A 19,285-nucleotide genomic window follows, 5' to 3' on the forward strand; every position below is an offset into this window, starting at 1 on the left:
CCCTATTTACTAAGTAAAAATTGAATGATATCTCCATCTTTCACTGTATAATTCTTACTTTCTATACGTACTTTACCCATTACTCTTGCATTTTTTTTTCCTTTACACAAAATATAATCATCAAAATTAATAATTTGAGCACGTATAAATCTTTTTTCAAAACTACTATGGATAAGACGAGCTGCTTGTAAAGCAATAGTCCCAATAGGTATAGTCCAAGCACGTACCTCATTATTATTATAAGTAAAAAAAGTACATAATTTTAGTAAAGTATAAATAGATTGAATTAAATAATATAAAGAGGATTTTTTTTGTGAAATCAAAGAAAAAAAATTTAAATTTTCTTTTCTAGACTGAGAATATTCCTGTTCTTTTTCTATACAAATTGGAATGACGATAGATTGAGTAAATTTTTTTATTATATTTAAATACTGATCACTTTTTTTTGTAGAAATTCTCCCTATATTAGCTATATATACAATAGGTTTAAGAGTTAAAAAATTTAGACTTTGAATAAAAAGATTTTCCTCTTTGTTCCATTTTACAGTATTTAATAATATACCTTTATTAAAAAGATACAAACATCTTTCTAAAACTGATAATTTAAAATTATCAAACTTATTAAAATTTTTACTAGTATTTTTTATTTTTAAAATGATTTTTTCACAAAAATCTATATCGGCTAATAAAAGTTCAGTATTAACAATATTAATATCCTCTAATGGATCAATCCTATTATTTACATGAATAATATCTTGATTGTCGAAACATCGGACTACATGACAAATCATGTGATTTTCACGAATTTTTGATAAAAATAGATTACCTAATCCTTGTCCATATGCCGAGCCTTTTATTAAACCAGCTATATCAATAAATTCTATATATGAAAAAAAAATTTTTTTAACTTCTATAATCTTAGAAATCTCATAAGCTCGAGAATCAAATAAGAATATTTTTCCAATATTGGGATGAATAGTACAAAAAGGAAAATTTCCCACTTTTGCATATGAATCTGTTAAAATATTAAAAAGAGTAGATTTACCTACATTTGGTAATCCAATAATCCCACATTTCCATACCATAAAAATATCATTTTTTTATTAGACTAATTTTCACTTTTTTCTTAAAGAGAATAATTATTTTTTTTATTTAATCTTTGCATTGCCTTTTCTATCCCATCTTTGACTAGTATATAAGTACAATTTATAGCTCTATGAATAGCTTCTTCAATTAAAATTTTTTCTGATAATAATGGGGTTCCAAGTACAAAACTAGCAATATTCTTTTTATTTTTTTTATCAGGACGACCTATACCAATTCTTAAACGATAAAAATTCATTTCATATCCTAAATATTGAATAATACTTTTCAATCCATTATGTCCTCCATGACTCCCTCCTAATTGTAATTTAACAATACCTGGTAATAAATCTAAATCATCATGTACTATTAAAATCTCTTGTGATAAAATTCTATAAAAATTTTTAACTGCTAAAACAGATTGTCCACTGATATTCATTGAGGTCATAGGTAATAATAGATATATAATTTTATCATATAAAATCATATGATTTATACAAGCTAAAAGATGCTTTTTCTCTTCAAAAATACGTTTTTTAATAGAACCATTTAATTCAACTAATTTTTTTAGATACCAAGCACCAGCATTATGACGTGTAAAAGTATATTGATTTCCGTAATTTGATAATCCTACAATCAATTTTATAGTCATAATATTATTTTTTTAAATTTTCTACAATAATAAAATTTTGGATCATAAAATAATGAAACGTATCTATTTATCTCTTGGTAGCAATATAGCTAATCCTGAATATCAGATCAACACTGCTCTAAAAGCAATTAGTGATTTACCTAATACTAATTTAATCGCTTCTTCTTCTTGGTATCGTAGTCGTCCAATGGGACCTCAAAATCAACCGGATTTTCTTAATATAGTTGTCATGTTAGATACCTCTCTTAATCCTCAAATTCTACTATATTATATTCAAAAAATTGAAAATCAACAAGGACGTATTAGACAACAACGTTGGGGTCCTCGTTCAATAGATATAGATATTTTATTATTTGGAGAAGATAGAATAAAAAATTCTCGATTAATCATACCACACTATGATATCTATAATCGTTTATTTGTACTATATCCATTGTATGAATTAGATTATCCAATGAATTTATTACAAAAAGAAAAAATAAAAAAGAGATTGATTCAAGATTTTAATACTTTACAATATTGGGATAATATACATAGATTATGTTACTACTAATTAATATTTCATTATTTTATATAATGTTATATTAAAAATAATTTATTTGAAAATATATAGAAAGAGATTTCATATGAAGAAAAGTATTACTATTTCGAATGTGCAAAGTTGGAAACAAAAAAGAAAATTTGCTGTAATTACTGCATATGATGCTAGCTTTGCTCATTTATTTGCACTCAATGGCATTGAGGTAATACTGGTAGGAGATTCATTAGGGATGACTATACAAGGTCATAATTCCACTATACCAGTTACATTAAAAGAGATGATTTATCATACCCGTTGTGTTAGAAGAGGAGCTCCAAGCTGTTTTTTATTAGCTGACTTACCATTTATGACTTATACTACTTGGAGTCAAGCTTGTGATAGTGCTGCAAAATTAATGCGTGTAGGTGCTAATATGATTAAATTAGAAGGAGGAAGTAGATTGACTGGTATTATAAAAAAACTTACTATACAATCAATTCCCGTTTGTGGTCATATTGGATTAACTCCTCAATCCGTTAATATTTTAGGTGGTTATAAAATTCAAGGACGTGATAAAGATAGTGCTGAAATATTATTAAATGATGCTATAGCTTTAGAAAAAGCAGGAATTCAACTATTAGTTTTAGAATGTGTCCCCATAGAATTAGCAAAAAATATTACTCAATCCTTAAAAATTCCAGTAATTGGTATAGGATCAGGTTCGTATACTGATGGACAAATTTTAGTTATGCAAGATATTCTTGGAATTACTGATAAGCATGCTCCTTCTTTTGCTAAAAATTTTCTATTACAACAAGGTGGAAGTATTGCTATGGCTATTCAACTTTATATAAAAGAAGTAGAAACGGGCCTCTTTCCTTCTATACAACATAGTTTTCATTAAGTCAGAGCAGAGAGGAATAGTGTGATTATTATTGATCATCCTAATATTTTATCTCAAATATTAAAAAAATTACATCAGAAAAATAAATGTATCGCTCTAGTTCCTACTATGGGAAATTTACACGCAGGACACATGTCTTTAGTAAAATCCGCAAAAGCACAAGCAGATATTGTCATAGTGAGTATTTTTATTAATCCTATGCAATTTAATTGTAAGAATGATTTAGAATCTTATCCTCGTACCTTACAAGAAGATTATGAAAAATTATTAAGTCATAATATTGATATAGTTTTTTCTCCAATAGAGAATAAAGTTATGTATCCCAAAGGACTAGAAACTCAAAGTTTTATAGAAGTACCTAATATTACTTCTATACTAGAAGGAAAAAGTAGACCAGGTCATTTTAGAGGGGTGGCTACAATTATAAGTAAATTGTTTAATTTAATAAAACCTAATATAGTTTTTTTCGGAGAAAAAGATTTTCAACAACTTTTTTTAATCCGTCAATTAGTTCAAGATCTAAATTATGATATTCAAGTTATTGGTATACCTACAGTCAGAGCTAATGATGGATTAGCACTAAGTTCTAGGAATCGTTTTCTTAGTCAATCCCAACGTAATAAAGCACCAATATTGTATAAAGTAATGTTATATCTTGCAAAAAGAATAAAAAAGGGTGAAATGAGATACGATCTTTTATTAAAAGAAGCCGCGTTACAACTAAATAAACAAGGACTAATACCAGATTCTTTAGAAATATGTGATGCTGATACATTAACACTTCCTACATCTACTACTCAAAGATTAGTAATATTATTCTCTGTTTGGATAGAGAAAACTAGATTAATTGATAATATACAAGTGAATTTATATCATTATCATTCATAATGATTAAAAATAACATAATATATAAAAATTTACCTATCTAATAAAAAGAATGTAGTAGTATGAATCAATCTAAAAAAGTGCAGACTTTTCAAGAAATTATTTTTAACCTTCAGCAATATTGGAAAAATCAGGGTTGTACAATTATCCAACCATTGGATATCGAAGTTGGTGCAGGGACCTCACATCCTATGACATTTTTAAAAGCATTAGGTTCAAAACCTATTGCATTTGCTTATGTACAAGCATCAAGACGTCCAACAGACGGTAGATATGGAAAAAATCCTAATCGATTACAACATTATTACCAATTTCAAGTTGTTATCAAACCCTCGCCTATAAATATACAAAAATTATATCTCGACTCTTTAGTAGCAATTGGATTAGATTTACAAATACACGATATTCGTTTTATTGAAGATAATTGGGAAAATCCTACACTAGGTGCATGGGGAATAGGATGGGAAGTATGGCTTGATGGAATGGAAATAACCCAATTTACTTATTTTCAACAAATGGGAGGATTAGAGTGTAATCCCATAACAGGTGAAATTACTTACGGTCTTGAAAGATTAGCTATGTATTTACAGAATATAGATTCTATTTATGATGTAGTATGGAATAATATTTCTGATATCGGTAAAATTACTTATGGTGATATATTCTTTCAAAAAGAAGTAGAATATTCCGCCTATAATTTTAAGTATGCAGATATCCATTTTTTATTAGCTTCTTTTAATCACTATGAGAAAGAATCCATGAATTTATTAAAATTAAATCCTCCTCTTCTTTTCCCTGCTTATGAATATCTTCTTAAAGCGATTCATTGCTTTAATTTATTAGAATCCCGTAAGGCTATATCCGTTACAGAAAGACAAAATTATGTATTACGCCTTTGTACGTTAACAAAGATAATAGCGAAAACATATTATTCTACTTCAATATAGTAGTACTATAAATTCTTTTTATGTTATGAATAAATATACTTTTTTAATAGAAATCGGTACAGAAGAATTACCTCCTAAATTAGCATATTCTCTATCAAAAGATTTTGCTAATCATCTTAGTATTGCATTAACTGATTATCGAATCGGTTATGAAAAAATTCATTATTTTTCTACGCCTCGTCGTTTAGCACTACAAGTATCTAACTTAAATGAAAAACAAGAAGATATTTATCTTGAAAAAATTAGTCCGAGATTGTCAAATCTTAAATTCAATCCATCTATAATAAAATGGGGAAGAAATTTAGGACTAACAATAGATCAACTTCATCAACTGCCTACTAATAATGGAAAATTAATTTATAAATTTTTATCTAAGGGACAATTAGTAAAATTTTTACTATTAGATATAGTGAAAAATACCATCAAAAAATTATCGATTTCCAAATCCATGAGATGGGGTATGGGCAATATCAAATTTATTCGTCCAGTTCATACTATTACTTTGTTATTAGATAATCAAATTATTCCAGGAACCATTTTAGGTATCCCTTCGGATAGAATATTACAAGGTCATCGTTTCATCGGAAAAGAAAATATTATATTAGATCATGCAAATAATTATATACCTCTCTTATTTAAAGAGGGAAAAGTGATAGCAGATCATACACATCGAAAAAATATCATTCTTGATGAAATTGAAATACAAGTGAAAAAAATTGGAGGAATGGTAAATATTACAGATGAAGATTTTATTGACGAAATTACTTCATTAGTGGAATGGCCTGTAGTTTTACTAGGTCATTTTCATAAAAAATTTTTAAAAATACCGGTCGAAGTGTTAATTTTCATTATGAAAAATGAAAAAAAATATTTTCCAATTTATAATAAAAATGGAACACTTCTGCCCTATTTTATATTGGTATCTAATATTAAATCTTTGAATCCAGAACAGGTTATTTCTGGGAATGAAAAAACATTACATTATAGGCTCATAGATACTGAATTTTTTATAAAAAAGGATACTAATCAACGTTTAGAAGAATACTTATTAAAATTAAATAATATTATATTTCATGAAAATCTAGGTTCTCTCTATGAAAAAAGTATTCGTATTAAACATTTATCAGTTTGGATTGGAAAAAAAATTCATGCTAATATTCAGGAAACAAAAAGAGCAGGACTACTCTCTAAATGTGATTTAGTTACTCATATGGTAACCGAATTTCCTAGTATGCAAGGTATTATAGGAATGCATTATGCTATTCAAGATGGAGAATCTTATTCTATAGCTTTAGCACAAAAAGAACAATATTATCCTAGATTTTTTAACGATATTTTACCTACCACACTAATCTCATCTGCAGTTTCATTGGCAGATAAGATAGATAATATAGTAGGTATATTAGGAATATATAAGAATCCGAGAGGAGAAAGCGATCCTTTTGCGATTCGTAGAGCCGCTATTGGAGTATTGCGTATAATTATAGAAAAAGGTTTGCTACTAGATTTAGAATCTATGATAAAAAAAACAGTCAGTTTATATAAAACTAAATTAATTAATACAAATGTAACAGATGAAACTGTTAATTTTATATTAAATAGATTTTTTAATTTATATCCAAAAGGAGAACATAATATTATTAAAGCAGTACTTGCTTGCCATACTTCTTATATTTTACCATTTCATTTTAATGCCAAAATACAAGCAATTCAATTTTTTATCAGAAAAAAAGAATTTACGGTTATTTTAATCGTATATAAAAGAATAGCTAATATTCTAAATAAATCTCATAATATACTTAATACAGATTTTTCTTTTTCTTTACTACAAGAAAAATACGAGATAGAATTAGCAAACGCTTTAATTACACTTCAAGAAAAATTACCATTTTATTTTAAAAATGCTCAATATAAAGAACTATTACAGCAAATAATATCAATGCAAGACGTTATTGAGTCTTTCTTTAAAAGTGTCTTTATTTTCACAGAAGATAAGATGATACAAAACAATCGATTAACTTTACTTAAAAAACTACATACAATATTATTACAAATAGCAGATATATCACTATTACTTTAATAATGTTTAATTTTTTACTATTCTAATAGTAGAATATTGTTTGTATTGATTAATACGGCGAATTGATATTTTTATTTATTTTTTAACATCTTATAATTTAGCATATATAAATATTATTATAAAGCTACAGTAAATGTATTTTAACAAAACTTTTATAAGTTTAAAAAGAATATGCTCTATTGAGAGATATTTTAATAGGAGGGTTTTTCTTCATGGCAGTACCAAAAAAAAAATCGAGTCGATCAAAACGTGGAATGCGTAGATCTCATGATATTCTTACTATCCCTACTTTATCTATAGATAAAATTTCCGGTTTAGTTCATCGCCGCCATCATCTTACAAAAGATGGGTTTTATAGAGGTCATAAAATTAATATTAAATAAATCATTACGGACGGACAATAATATATTGAGAATATTATCTCTTTCATTAGATGCAATGGGGGGGGATTTTGGTCCTGCTGTAACCGTCCCCGCCGCATTACAAGCATTAATATCATATCCCAAACTTGAAATTATACTCGTTGGTGATCCTATAACAATTAATACATATTTAAAAAAATATCATGCTATTCTTTCTGAAAGATTAACAATATTTCCAGCTCATGCTGTTATTGCTAATGATGTTAAACCATCACAAGCAATACGTGCCAGTAAAGGAACATCTATGCGATTAGCAATTGAATTAATACAATCTGGACGTGTGCAAGCATGTGTTAGTGCAGGAAATACTGGATCTTTAATGGGATTAGCAACTTTAATACTAAAACCTTTAAATGGGATCAATCGTCCAGCTTTAATGGTAGTTTTACCCCATAAAAAAAAGGGTAAAACTATTTTATTAGATCTAGGTGCGAATGCTGTATGTGACGGTACGATGCTTGTACAATTTGCTTTAATGGGATCGGTTGTTGCAGAACAAATTATTGGAGTACATACTCCAAGAGTAGCTTTATTAAATATAGGAGAAGAAGAAAATAAAGGACCGGATCATATTCAACAAGCAGCTAAAAAATTAAAACAGATTCAATCTATTAATTATATAGGATATCTCGAAGCTAATGATTTATTAACCGGAAAGACAGATGTGATGGTCTGTGACGGATTTTCTGGAAATATTACCTTAAAAACGATGGAAGGTGTAATAAGATTTTGTCTATCCTTTATACAATCCACCTCCAATCAAAGTTCTATAATAGAAAAAAAAATAAAATCTCTAATAAAAAATTTCTTTGTAAATCGTCAAATTTCTCAACTGAATCCTGATCAGTACAATGGTGCTTATTTAGTAGGATTAAGAGGGACTGTTATAAAAAGTCATGGCGCTGCTAATCAACATGCATTTACTGCTGCTATTGAACAAGCAATTCAAGCAGTAGAAAAAAATGTTCCAGAACGTATAGCAGCACGATTGAGTACAGTACTTTTACAAAGTACATAATTATACATGTTTAGTAAAATTCTTGGAACTGGAAGTTATCTTCCCCAAAAAATCCGATCTAATTTTGATTTAGAAAAAATGGTGAATACTTCAGATGAGTGGATTGTTGCTCGTACGGGTATACGTGAACGCCGTATAGCCGGTGCGCATGAGACTGTTTCTAATATGGGATTCTATGCCGCGGAAGCGGCATTAGATATGGCTGGAATTCAAGCAAACCAGGTAGGAATGATTATTGTCGCAACCACTTCTTCTAGTCACGCTTTCCCAAGTTCTGCTTGCCAATTACAAAGAGATTTAGGAAGTATTGATACCATTGCTTTTGATTTATCTGCGGCTTGTTCTGGATTTATTTATTCTTTAAGTATAGCTGATCAATATATTAAACATGGATTGATAAATTATGCATTAGTCATCGGTTCTGATACTTTAACCCATACCTTAAATCCTAATGATAGGGGGACTTTAATTCTATTTGGAGATGGTGCAGGTGCAGTATTACTAGGTCAATCAGACAATCCAGGTATTATTTCTACTCATTTACATGCAGATGGATGCTATGGAAATTTACTGACGTTACCTTATCAAAATCGTATTGATCCTTCTTCTATTTCTTATTTAGAAATGTCAGGAAATGATGTATTTAAAGTAGCGGTGATGGAATTAACTCAAGTTATCAGTGAGACTCTTATTGCTAATAATTTAGATTGTAGTGCATTAGATTGGTTAATTCCTCATCAAGCTAATTTACGTATAATTACAGCTACTACCAAACGGATGGCTATTCCTATGGAAAAGGTTATAGTTACACTCGATAGACACGGTAATACTTCTGCTGCTTCAGTTCCATTGGCTTTAGATGAGGCAGTCAGAGATGGTCGTATTCAATCGGGTCAACTAATTTTATTAGAAGCATTTGGTGGGGGATTTACGTGGGGTTCAGCACTTCTTCGATATTAAACAAGGTAAGGTATGATTATGAATCGATTTGCTATGTTATTTCCAGGACAGGGTTCTCAAAAAATTGGGATGTTATCAGAATTGGCCCAAAAATATTCCATTATAAAATCTACCTTTGATGAAGCATCATTAGTTCTAGATTATGATTTATGGAATCTGGTACAACATGGTCCAAGTGAAAAATTAAACCAAACTTGTCAATCTCAACCTGCTATACTGACAGCATCAGTAGCTATTTGGCGATTATGGAAAAATTTTAGTAAAAAAAATCCCGATATAATCGCAGGACATAGTCTAGGTGAATATTCTGCATTAGTATGTGCGGAGGTATTAAGTTTTACTGATGCTATCAAATTAGTAGCATTACGAGGTTCACTTATGCAATGTGCGGTTTCCAAGAATGTTGGTACTATGTCTGCAATTTTAGGTCTGGATAGTAAGATTATTGAAAAAATTTGTAGAAAATTGTGTTATGAACAGATTGTGGAAATAGCTAGTTATAATGCTCCAGAACAAACCGTAATTTCTGGACATAAAGAGGCCGTCGAACGTGTAAATATAGCTTGTAAAAAAGCTGGCGCTAAAAGAACGATAGAATTACCTATTAGTGTACCAAGTCATTGTACATTAATGAAATCTATATCCAAAGAACTCGATACTGCCATGGATGGAATCTGTTTTTCTTCCCCTACCTTACCTATAATTAATAATGTGAATGTAAAAATTTTGACTCATCCAGACGCAATTCGTCAATCTTTAATACAACAATTATACAGACCAGTGCGCTGGACTGAAATAATTAGATATATTGCTAATCAAGGGATTACGTTTTTTATAGAGGTAGGTCCTGGACAGATATTGAAAAATTTAATTCCATATATTCTTGATAATCTCTCTTGTGAGACAATTAATAATCCCATCAATTTGAAAAAAATGGTGAAACGGTTTTATTTCTATTGAAATATATGTTATTACTGATTGAAGAAACTTTATTTAATATTAGGTTTGAATATGTCTTTACAGGGTAGGTTTGCATTGGTAACAGGTGCTAGTAGAGGTATAGGTCGTGCAATAGCAGAAGTTATGGTAGAAAAAGGAGCGGTAGTTATTGGTACATCTACTAGTAAACAAGGAGTAGAGAGTATCAATCATTTTTTAGAGAAACAAGGAAAAGGAATAGAATTAAATCTTTCTCATCGTAGTTCTGTAGATGCTTTTTTAACAACAATACAAAAAGAATTGAATCATATTGATATATTGGTAAATAATGCTGGTATTACTCAGGATAAATTATTAGTACGGATGAAAGAAGAAGAATGGCAATCTGTTCTGGATATTAATTTAACCTCTATATTTCGTCTTTCAAAGGAAGTCGTGCGTCTCATGATGAAAAGACGATATGGTAGAATTCTTACTATTGGCTCTGTTATAGGTTCAATGGGAAATATTGGACAAACAAATTACGCAGCGGCTAAAGCCGGTCTCATTGGCTTCAGTAAATCTCTCGCAAGAGAAGTTGCTGCTTGGGGTATTACAGTCAACGTAATATCACCTGGTTTTATTACCACCGATATGAGTAAAAAATTAATATATGAGAAAGAAGAATTGAAAAAGATACTTTCTAGAATACCTATAAAACGTTTTGGAAGCCCTAAAGAAGTTGCTAATATTGTGGCTTTTTTTGCTTCTGAAGAAGCCTCATATATTACTGGAGAAACAATACATATTAATGGTGGAATGTATATGTTATAATACAGTGAGTGATTGTATAATTTATGATATATTGTTGTAATTAATCTAATTATTATTATAGGAAAAGGATATGAGTACCATCGAAGATAGAGTAAAATCCATTATTGCAGAACAATTAGGTGTAAAAAAAGACGAGGTTATAAATAGTGCGTCTTTTGTTGATGATCTAGGGGCTGATTCACTTGACACTGTTGAATTAGTAATGGCACTAGAAGAAGAATTTAATATAGAAATTCCCGACGAAGAAGCTGAAAAAATTACTACTGTACAAGCCGCCATCGATTTTATACAAGTAGAAAAGAAATCTAATAATAACAATTTAACTATAAAATAAAAATGTATATATAATAGAGCAAATTTATTCTCTAATATTTATTTATAGATAGAACTATTCGGTGTAGTATAACTTCTTCTACAATCTATCTATAAATTCAAGATAGTATTCTACCATAATTTGAGGTAGAAAGATACTCTTTATTTTAAATCATGTGAAAGATTACTTTTATGAATAGATTTAATATTTATTCTCCCATTTTGTTATAAAAAGAATGATACTCTCTTTGAAAAATACACATTCGTAACGTATCACGATATTGACCATTGACAAAAAACTCCTGTAATAAAACCCCTTCTTGTTTAAATCCTAATTTATTATAAATATGAATGGCTTTAATATTATCTTTATCCACGATTAAATATAATTTATGTAAATTCAGTACCATAAAACTAAAATTTAATGCGAGATGAGTTGCAGTACTAGCATAACCTTTGCCCTGATGTTCAGGTACTATTAAAATAGAAAACTCAGCACGTCTATGAATATGATCAATATCTACCAGTTCTACTAATCCAATATTAATTCCCGTTTTATCAATGATAAAACGTCTCTCATTTATATTGTGAATATTTTTATTGTAAATATCCTTCAATTCTACGTAAGCTTCATGTGGCTCTTCAAACCAGTATTTCATCATCATTTTATTATTATTAAGCTGATGAATAAAATGTAAATCTTCTCTTTCTAAGGGTCGTAGTCGGATCGTTTTATTTATTTTAGAAAATTTGTTTTCTTGCATTCAAAATGTTCCCCTTGACAGGAATAAAAGTGGATTGATGTGGAATGATTATTAATTTAAAAATAGAGTCGTACTCTTCTTGCATATTTCTTCCAAACTATAATAGAATGCTGATTGGCAAATCAATCTATTTTTATCGTATGAACACTCTATAATGAAACTATCCGCTATTATCCCAATAATTTTTCATGAAACAAAAAGAAATTAATTCTATATTGAGAGTGAAATCTGAGATAAATTCAGAAGAAGAAATTCGAAGAATTGTGATGTTTATCAAAAAATATCTGCAAAAACATATTACTATACGTAGTTTAATTGTGGGGATTAGTGGAGGACAAGATTCAACTTTAGCTGGAAAGCTATGTCAAATTGCTATAAATGAAATACGCCAAAAATATTATAAATTTATCGCTATACGGTTACCTTACGGTAAACAACGAGATGAAAAAGATTGTCAAGATGCACTGAAATTTATTCAACCTGATATTATATTAAAAATTAATATCAAACGTGCTATTCAAGCCAGTGAAGCGACATTGAGAAATCGTGGTATTCTATTAAATGATTTTATTAAGGGTAATGAGAAAGCACGCGAACGGATGAAAATCCAATATAGTATTGCTGGAATGAATGCAGGTTTGGTTGTGGGTAGTACTAATGCTTCCGAAATGTTGACGGGATTTTTTACTAAATATGGGGATGGAGCCACCGATATTACGCCATTATTACACTTAAATAAACGACAAATACGTCAATTACTCGAATATTTGCATTGTCCAAAGCATTTATATTTAAAAACACCAACAGCAGACTTAGAAGAAGATAGACCAGCTTTCCCAGACGAAGACGCTCTTGGTGTAAGTTATGATAGGATTGATGATTATCTAGAAGGTAAAATCATTGATGAAAAATCGGCGCAAATAATTGAGAATTGGTATAAAATTACGTCACATAAAAGACGACCTCCTATTAAGATAGGAGATGAATTTTAAGGTAAGGATATCCTATGAATTATTTTCAATACAAATTTTCTTTCCTTTTTTCTCTTCTTGTAAAGAGTAATTTCCTATGATAGACTATATAGTTCTACAAAGAATAGCCCTTACAATCTGAATTTCTTTCCTAATTGAATTTTAATTTTATATGTATGGTATAAAGATATAATATAGGTTTTATAATAATAGTAATTTAATAAGCCCACACTGAATCGAACAGTAGGGGCTTTTTTTAAATTCTAATTTCAGGAGAAAAAAATGAGAGTACTGAAATTCGGTGGCACTTCAGTTGCCGATGCCAAACACTTCCTCTATGTTGCTGATATTATCGAGCAAAAGAAACGTCAGGAACAAGTAGCCGTCGTGTTATCAGCTCCAGCCAAAATTACTAATCATTTAGTTAATATGGTAGAATATACACTTAATGGCATTAATATTGAATCGAATATTAATGATGCAGAAAGAATTTTTATAGAATTACTCAATGGTATAGCTCATGTTCAGCCTGGTTTTAATGATGTAGCCCTTCGTAATATAGTTCAAAAGGAATTTTTTAAACTTAAACAGCTTCTCTATGGTATTGCGTTATTACAATATTGTCCCGATAGAGTCCATGCTACTATTATATGTTTAGGAGAAAAGCTGGCTATTGCTTTTATGGAAGAGCTATTAATTGCACGAGGTTGTAATGTAACGGTGGTGAATCCAGTAGAAAAATTATTAGCTCAAGGGGGATATTTAGAATCCACAGTTAATATCCCTGAATCGACATGGCGTATAAGACGTTCTTCTATTCCCAATGATCATATTATTCTTATGGCCGGATTTACTGCTGGAAATGAAAAAAGTGAATTAGTGGTTCTAGGACGTAATGGTTCGGACTATTCTGCAGCCGTATTAGCGGCTTGTTTACGTGCAAATTATTGTGAAATATGGACAGACGTTGATGGAGTCTATACCTGTGATCCTCGTAAAGTACCAGAAGCACAATTACTTAAATCCATTTCCTATCAAGAGGCAATGGAACTCTCTTACTTTGGTGCAAAAGTATTACATCCTCGTACTATTTCTCCCATTGCACAATTTAAAATACCGTGTTTAATTAAAAATACTAATAACCCTAATGGACCTGGTACTTTAATTTCTCATATAGAAGTTGATGAAGCAAATCCAGTTAAAGGGATCACTCATTTAAATAATATGGCAATGATTAATGTATCAGGACCAGGAATGCAAGGGATGCTTGGTATGGCAGCACGCATTTTTGCTTCTATATCAAGAGCAGGAATTTCTGTGGTATTAATTACTCAATCCTCTTCGGAATATAGTATTAGCTTCTGTATATCACAATCCGATGTATTAAATGCTTGTAAAGTTTTAGAGGAAGAATTTCATCTGGAATTAAAAAATGGACTTTTAGAACCTATTGATGTAATAAAAGATTTAGCCATCATTTCAGTAATAGGTGATGGGATGCGTACACAAAGAGGTCTATCTGCTAAATTATTTTCGGCATTAGCAAGTGCTAAGATTAATATTATTGCTATTGCTCAAGGTTCCTCTGAACGTTCGATTTCAGTAGTAGTAGAAGATCATATGACTACAATGGGCATACGAGTAGCACACAATATGCTTTTTAATATCAATCAGATTATAGAGGTATTTATTATTGGCATAGGAGGAGTTGGACAGGCACTTATTGACCAAATACATAGACAACAGAAATGGCTTAAAAATCAAAATATTGAAATATGTATTTGTGGTCTTGCTAATTCAAGGGTATCGTTAACTAATGCTAATGGGATTAATCTCGATAATTGGAGAACGGAATTAATTCAAGGCAAAGAAAAATTTCATTTAGAATCTTTAGTAAATTTGGTTCAAAAAAATCATTTATTAAATCCTGTTATTGTAGATTGTACGAATAGTCTATCAATAGCAAAGCAATATGCAGATTTTTTAGCAAATGGGTTTCATATAGTTACATCCAATAAAAAAGCTAATACAGCATCAATGACCTATTATCAAAAAATTAGGATGATAGCAAAAAAATCAAGAAAAAAATTTTTATATGATACTAATGTGGGTGCAGGACTACCAGTCATTGAAAATTTACAAAATCTATTAAATGCTGGTGATGAATTAATTCAATTTTCTGGCATTCTTTCTGGATCGTTGTCATTCATTTTTGGAAAACTAGATGAAGGTATGTCACTATCAGAAGCAACTATTGCAGCTCGTATTCATGGTTATACCGAACCGGATCCCCGAGATGATCTTTCCGGAAAGGATGTAGCACGTAAATTATTAATTCTAGCTCGTGAAGTTGGATATGAATTGGAGTTACAGGATATTCATATCGAATCCATTTTACCGGAAGATCTCAATGTAACAGAGAAAAAAGTTGAGGATTTTCTGCTGAAGCAACTGCCTACTATTGATCATATTTTTGATACTAAAATTAGGAACGCACATAAAGAGGGAAAAGTACTAAGATATATCGGAGAAATAAGAAATAATGGATGTTGTAAAGTAACCATTAAAAGTCTTGATAAGACTCATCCATTATTTAGTGTTAAAGACGGAGAAAACGCATTAGCATTTTATACTCGTTATTATCAACCTATCCCCTTAGTACTGCGTGGATATGGAGCTGGACATAATGTAACTGCAGCAGGTATATTTGCTGATATTTTACGCACGGTTACATGGAAGACAAGAGATTATTAATATGATTAAAGTATATGCACCGGCTTCTATTGCCAATGTTAAAGTCGGATTTGATATATTAGGAACCGCGATATCTCCAATAGATCAAACCACATATTTAGGTGATTGTATTACCATAAAGAAGTCTGATACATTTGAGTTATATTCTTCCGGTCGTTTCGTTGATGACTTACCTAAAGTAAGAGAACAAAACATCGTTTTTCAATGTTGGCAACATTTTTGTAAAAAAATAGACGACACAATCCCAATGGCTTTAACATTAGAAAAAAATATGCCCATTAGATCCGGATTAGGTTCTAGTGCTTGTTCCATCGTCGCAGCGCTTGTGGCAATGAATGCGTATTGTTCATATCCACTTGATAATAATAGTCTGTTACGATTGATGGGTGAAATGGAAGGGAGAATTTCTGGTGAAATTCATTTTGATAACGTTGCACCTTGTTTTCTTGGAGGGATGCAATTGATTTTAGACGCAAACGAAATAATCAGTCAAAGTCTACCAATATTTGATAAATGGCTCTGGATTATAGCCTATCCCGGTATTGCAATTTCTACAGTAGAGGCTAGAAAACTTTTACCAGATTGGTATAATCGTAAAGATTGTATTAATCATAGTCGTTATATTGCAGGATTTATACATGCTTGTCATAGTAAACAATCTCATTTAGCCATAAAATTAATGAAAGATACTATTGCAGAACCTTATAGGAAGAAACTCATCCCACATTTATTTCAAATATATAATGCGGTTATCAAAATAGGTGCGCTTATTTGTGGAATTTCTGGATCTGGACCTACATTATTTGCTATCTGTGATAAATCGGATATTGCTATAAATGTAGCTCAATGGTTCAAAGATTATTATTTATATAATGATACCGGTTTTATTCAAATCTGTCGTATTGATATAAAAGGTGCACAAATTTTAAAGGAATAAATAGAAATAAGGAATAAATAGAAATGAGGCTATATAACATAAAGGATTATAATGAGCAAGTTGACTTTGCGGAAGCGATACAAAGGGGATTAGGATCTAATAAAGGATTATTTTTTCCTGTAGAATTACCCCATTTTAATAGTAGAGAAATTGATGAGCTATTAAAGATGGATTTTATTACTCGTAGCGCACATATTCTCTCTACTTATATTAATGAAGATACAGAAGAGATCCCTTTTCAACAAATAGTAAAGTGTGTAAAAAATGCTTTTACATTCTCTATTCCATTGAAATATCTTAGTCATAATATAGCTATATTAGAACTCTTTCATGGACCAACTTTATCGTTTAAAGATTTTGGTATTTGTTTGATGGCACAAATTTTGATGGCCATTGCTCAGAAGCCTTATAATAAACCTTTCATCATCCTCACTGCTACTTCAGGAGATACTGGTGCAGCAGTAGCACATGCTTTTTATGGTATTGATTCTATCAAAATTATTATTCTTTATCCTAAAAATAAAATTAGTGTTTTACAAGAAAAAATGTTTTGTACATTGGGTAAGAATATTTCTACTTTCTCAGTAGATGGTCAATTTGATATCTGTCAATCTTTAGTTAAAGAGGCTTTTGATGATAAGGAAATAAATCAAAAATTTACTATAAATTCTGCTAATTCAATTAACATTAGCCGTTTATTAGCACAAATTTGTTATTATTTTGAAGCTGTCGCACAGATTCCTCCTGTTTTACGTGATAAGCTCGTTATTTCTGTACCAAGTGGCAATTTTGGCAATTTAACAGCCGGACTATTGGCTCAATCCATGGGATTACCGATAAAAAGATTTATTGCCGCAACCAATGTAAATGATACTGTACCCCGTTTTCTTAAAGATGGAAAATGGAACCCTTATCCTACTATCTCTACTTTGTCTAATGCAATGGATGTGAGTCAACCCAATAATTGGCCTCGTATTGAAGAACTATTTTCAAGAAAAAATTGGTCATTTAGTACCTTAGCTTATGGTTCGGTTGATGATGAAACCACGCGTCATACTCTATATGAGATGAAAAAAGAAATAAATTATATTTCTGAGCCACATACGGCTATTGCTTATCGTCTATTACGAGATCAAATCCAACCAGGAGAATACGGTATAGTTATTGGAACCGCTCATCCGGCCAAATTCCAGAATGTAGTAGAAACAATCTTGGATACCCATATAATATTACCCCCTACTTTGCAAAGTAGATCGAAACTACCTATCCTATCTAAAGATATGAAAGCCGATTATGGGATATTTCGAGATATTATACTCAAATATTCTATTGATAGATAAGGAAGATGATTGATGATTGTTGTAACTGGTGGAGCAGGGTTTATTGGTAGTAATATCATTGCGACTTTAAATACAATGGGATATAGCGATATCTTAGTAGTAGATAATCTGAAACATGGCATCAAATATTTAAATCTTGTAGATTTAAATATTACAGATTTTTTAGATAAATGGGATTTTTTCAATCGTATTGTTTATAAAAATATTTTTAGAAAAATCGACGTAGTATTTCATGAGGGTGCCTGTTCGGTTACAAATGAATGGAATGGCAGATATATGATGAAAAACAATTATCAATTTTCTAAAAATTTATTACATTTCTGTGTGAAATACCGCATCCCCTTTATATATGCTTCCTCTGCTGCTATATACGGGAATGGTAGTAAGGATTTTATTGAGGAGCCACAACATGAAAGACCATTGAATATTTATGGATATTCCAAATATTTATTTGATCAATATGTTCGAGTCATCTTACCCAAGGTACGATCACAAATTTGTGGTCTACGTTATTTTAACGTTTATGGACCGAGAGAAAGCCATAAATCTACTATGGCAAGTATAATATATCATATTTATAAAAAAATGATATCTAATCAAGATATCCAATTATTCATTGGCAGCGAAAATTTTCAAAGAGATTTCATACACGTAAGTGATATAGTATCTATCAATATTTTTTGCTGGATAAATAATATCTCTGGAATATTTAATTGTGGAACGGGTATAGCGGAATCCTTCCAAAATGTAGCGGAGATCATTTTAAAAAATTTTAATAGATCGATAGATACTATTCGTTTTATTCCATTTTCAAAAAATATGTCACGTAAACATTATCAAACTTTTACAAAAGCCAATTTAAATAAATTAAAAGAAACGGGGTATAATAAACCGTTTAAAACAATTAAAGAGGGAATTCCTCTTTACACAACGTGGTTAAATCAAAATAAAGACATATTATTCGATTGAATCGAATTGTTGAGA

Annotated in this window: 19 protein-coding genes; 16 read left to right on the forward strand and 3 right to left on the reverse strand. The window is 30.2% G+C overall.

The features are described 5' to 3' along the window. Positions 1-2 precede the first annotated feature (2 nt). Positions 3-1,085, reverse strand: coding sequence for a redox-regulated ATPase YchF (ychF, locus tag KEC37_RS00870; RefSeq protein WP_223139716.1), 1,083 nt, complete (start codon positions 1,083-1,085; stop codon positions 3-5). A gap of 41 nt (positions 1,086-1,126) precedes the next feature. Continuing rightward, positions 1,127-1,735, reverse strand: coding sequence for an aminoacyl-tRNA hydrolase (gene pth / locus KEC37_RS00875; RefSeq protein WP_223139245.1), 609 nt, complete (start codon positions 1,733-1,735; stop codon positions 1,127-1,129). 52 nt (positions 1,736-1,787) lie between these two features. Between pth and folK the strand changes: the two genes are divergently transcribed. From folK to acpP, 11 genes are all read left to right on the forward strand, one after another. Beyond that, entirely contained in the window at positions 1,788-2,288 is a 501-nt protein-coding gene (gene folK, locus KEC37_RS00880) for a 2-amino-4-hydroxy-6-hydroxymethyldihydropteridine diphosphokinase (RefSeq protein ID WP_223139717.1), read from the forward strand. A gap of 73 nt (positions 2,289-2,361) precedes the next feature. Next, positions 2,362-3,159, forward strand: a complete 798-nt coding sequence (panB, locus tag KEC37_RS00885; protein ID WP_223139718.1) for a 3-methyl-2-oxobutanoate hydroxymethyltransferase — start codon at positions 2,362-2,364, stop codon at positions 3,157-3,159. Between the two features lie 21 nt (positions 3,160-3,180). Continuing rightward, complete coding sequence (panC, locus tag KEC37_RS00890) at positions 3,181-4,047, forward strand: pantoate--beta-alanine ligase (RefSeq protein ID WP_223139719.1); 867 nt, start codon at positions 3,181-3,183, stop codon at positions 4,045-4,047. 59 nt (positions 4,048-4,106) lie between these two features. After that, positions 4,107-4,991: a glycine--tRNA ligase subunit alpha gene (gene glyQ / locus KEC37_RS00895; RefSeq protein WP_223139720.1), complete on the forward strand. Its 885-nt coding sequence runs from the start codon at positions 4,107-4,109 to the stop codon at positions 4,989-4,991. A gap of 25 nt (positions 4,992-5,016) precedes the next feature. Continuing rightward, positions 5,017-7,071, forward strand: a complete 2,055-nt coding sequence (glyS, locus tag KEC37_RS00900; RefSeq protein ID WP_223139721.1) for a glycine--tRNA ligase subunit beta — start codon at positions 5,017-5,019, stop codon at positions 7,069-7,071. A 212-nt stretch (positions 7,072-7,283) separates the two neighbouring features. Next, positions 7,284-7,454: a 50S ribosomal protein L32 gene (rpmF, locus tag KEC37_RS00905; protein ID WP_223138792.1), complete on the forward strand. Its 171-nt coding sequence runs from the start codon at positions 7,284-7,286 to the stop codon at positions 7,452-7,454. A gap of 25 nt (positions 7,455-7,479) precedes the next feature. Beyond that, a complete protein-coding gene (gene plsX / locus KEC37_RS00910) occupies positions 7,480-8,511 on the forward strand; it encodes a phosphate acyltransferase PlsX (protein WP_223139722.1) in 1,032 nt (343 codons plus the stop codon). 6 nt (positions 8,512-8,517) lie between these two features. After that, on the forward strand, positions 8,518-9,471 hold the full coding sequence (locus KEC37_RS00915; RefSeq protein ID WP_223138794.1) for a beta-ketoacyl-ACP synthase III: 954 nt from the start codon (positions 8,518-8,520) through the stop codon (positions 9,469-9,471). An 18-nt stretch (positions 9,472-9,489) separates the two neighbouring features. Next, on the forward strand, positions 9,490-10,431 hold the full coding sequence (gene fabD, locus KEC37_RS00920; protein ID WP_223139253.1) for an ACP S-malonyltransferase: 942 nt from the start codon (positions 9,490-9,492) through the stop codon (positions 10,429-10,431). A gap of 51 nt (positions 10,432-10,482) precedes the next feature. Next, positions 10,483-11,223, forward strand: coding sequence for a 3-oxoacyl-ACP reductase FabG (gene fabG, locus KEC37_RS00925; RefSeq protein ID WP_223139723.1), 741 nt, complete (start codon positions 10,483-10,485; stop codon positions 11,221-11,223). A 70-nt stretch (positions 11,224-11,293) separates the two neighbouring features. Continuing rightward, positions 11,294-11,557, forward strand: a complete 264-nt coding sequence (gene acpP, locus KEC37_RS00930) for an acyl carrier protein (RefSeq protein ID WP_223138796.1) — start codon at positions 11,294-11,296, stop codon at positions 11,555-11,557. A 187-nt stretch (positions 11,558-11,744) separates the two neighbouring features. Here acpP and speG read toward each other — a convergent pair whose 3' ends face one another. Then, positions 11,745-12,299: a spermidine N1-acetyltransferase gene (speG, locus tag KEC37_RS00935; protein WP_223138797.1), complete on the reverse strand. Its 555-nt coding sequence runs from the start codon at positions 12,297-12,299 to the stop codon at positions 11,745-11,747. A 188-nt stretch (positions 12,300-12,487) separates the two neighbouring features. On the opposite strand from speG, the gene nadE reads away from it, so the two are divergent. The 5 genes from nadE to rfaD all read left to right on the forward strand — a co-directional run bounded on the left by nadE (position 12,488) and on the right by rfaD (position 19,270). Further along, the gene (nadE, locus tag KEC37_RS00940) at positions 12,488-13,291 is read left to right on the forward strand and encodes an ammonia-dependent NAD(+) synthetase (protein WP_223139254.1); all 804 of its coding nucleotides are present in this window, start codon (positions 12,488-12,490) and stop codon (positions 13,289-13,291) included. A gap of 261 nt (positions 13,292-13,552) precedes the next feature. Then, positions 13,553-16,024, forward strand: a complete 2,472-nt coding sequence (gene thrA / locus KEC37_RS00945) for a bifunctional aspartate kinase/homoserine dehydrogenase I (RefSeq protein WP_223139724.1) — start codon at positions 13,553-13,555, stop codon at positions 16,022-16,024. A 1-nt stretch (position 16,025) separates the two neighbouring features. Then, positions 16,026-16,961: a homoserine kinase gene (gene thrB, locus KEC37_RS00950; RefSeq protein ID WP_223139725.1), complete on the forward strand. Its 936-nt coding sequence runs from the start codon at positions 16,026-16,028 to the stop codon at positions 16,959-16,961. Between the two features lie 23 nt (positions 16,962-16,984). After that, on the forward strand, positions 16,985-18,301 hold the full coding sequence (gene thrC, locus KEC37_RS00955; protein ID WP_223139726.1) for a threonine synthase: 1,317 nt from the start codon (positions 16,985-16,987) through the stop codon (positions 18,299-18,301). Positions 18,302-18,313: 12 nt separating this feature from the next. Continuing rightward, positions 18,314-19,270: an ADP-glyceromanno-heptose 6-epimerase gene (gene rfaD / locus KEC37_RS00960; protein ID WP_223139727.1), complete on the forward strand. Its 957-nt coding sequence runs from the start codon at positions 18,314-18,316 to the stop codon at positions 19,268-19,270. The last annotated feature ends 15 nt before the right edge of the window (positions 19,271-19,285 follow it).

Origin of the sequence: Candidatus Schneideria nysicola, assembly GCF_019923565.1 — a bacterium.
Taxonomy (GTDB): Bacteria; Pseudomonadota; Gammaproteobacteria; order Enterobacterales; family Enterobacteriaceae; genus Schneideria; species Schneideria nysicola.

Coding starts and splice junctions, on each gene's coding strand:
- ychF (WP_223139716.1), bottom strand. CDS start 1,085: ATGGTATGGAAATGTGGGATTATTGGATTACCAAATGTAGGTAAATCT.
- pth (WP_223139245.1), bottom strand. CDS start 1,735: ATGACTATAAAATTGATTGTAGGATTATCAAATTACGGAAATCAATAT.
- folK (WP_223139717.1), top strand. CDS start 1,788: ATGAAACGTATCTATTTATCTCTTGGTAGCAATATAGCTAATCCTGAA.
- panB (WP_223139718.1), top strand. CDS start 2,362: ATGAAGAAAAGTATTACTATTTCGAATGTGCAAAGTTGGAAACAAAAA.
- glyQ (WP_223139720.1), top strand. CDS start 4,107: ATGAATCAATCTAAAAAAGTGCAGACTTTTCAAGAAATTATTTTTAAC.
- glyS (WP_223139721.1), top strand. CDS start 5,017: ATGAATAAATATACTTTTTTAATAGAAATCGGTACAGAAGAATTACCT.
- rpmF (WP_223138792.1), top strand. CDS start 7,284: ATGGCAGTACCAAAAAAAAAATCGAGTCGATCAAAACGTGGAATGCGT.
- KEC37_RS00915 (WP_223138794.1), top strand. CDS start 8,518: ATGTTTAGTAAAATTCTTGGAACTGGAAGTTATCTTCCCCAAAAAATC.
- fabD (WP_223139253.1), top strand. CDS start 9,490: ATGAATCGATTTGCTATGTTATTTCCAGGACAGGGTTCTCAAAAAATT.
- fabG (WP_223139723.1), top strand. CDS start 10,483: ATGTCTTTACAGGGTAGGTTTGCATTGGTAACAGGTGCTAGTAGAGGT.
- acpP (WP_223138796.1), top strand. CDS start 11,294: ATGAGTACCATCGAAGATAGAGTAAAATCCATTATTGCAGAACAATTA.
- speG (WP_223138797.1), bottom strand. CDS start 12,299: ATGCAAGAAAACAAATTTTCTAAAATAAATAAAACGATCCGACTACGA.
- nadE (WP_223139254.1), top strand. CDS start 12,488: ATGAAACAAAAAGAAATTAATTCTATATTGAGAGTGAAATCTGAGATA.
- thrA (WP_223139724.1), top strand. CDS start 13,553: ATGAGAGTACTGAAATTCGGTGGCACTTCAGTTGCCGATGCCAAACAC.
- thrB (WP_223139725.1), top strand. CDS start 16,026: ATGATTAAAGTATATGCACCGGCTTCTATTGCCAATGTTAAAGTCGGA.
- thrC (WP_223139726.1), top strand. CDS start 16,985: ATGAGGCTATATAACATAAAGGATTATAATGAGCAAGTTGACTTTGCG.
- rfaD (WP_223139727.1), top strand. CDS start 18,314: ATGATTGTTGTAACTGGTGGAGCAGGGTTTATTGGTAGTAATATCATT.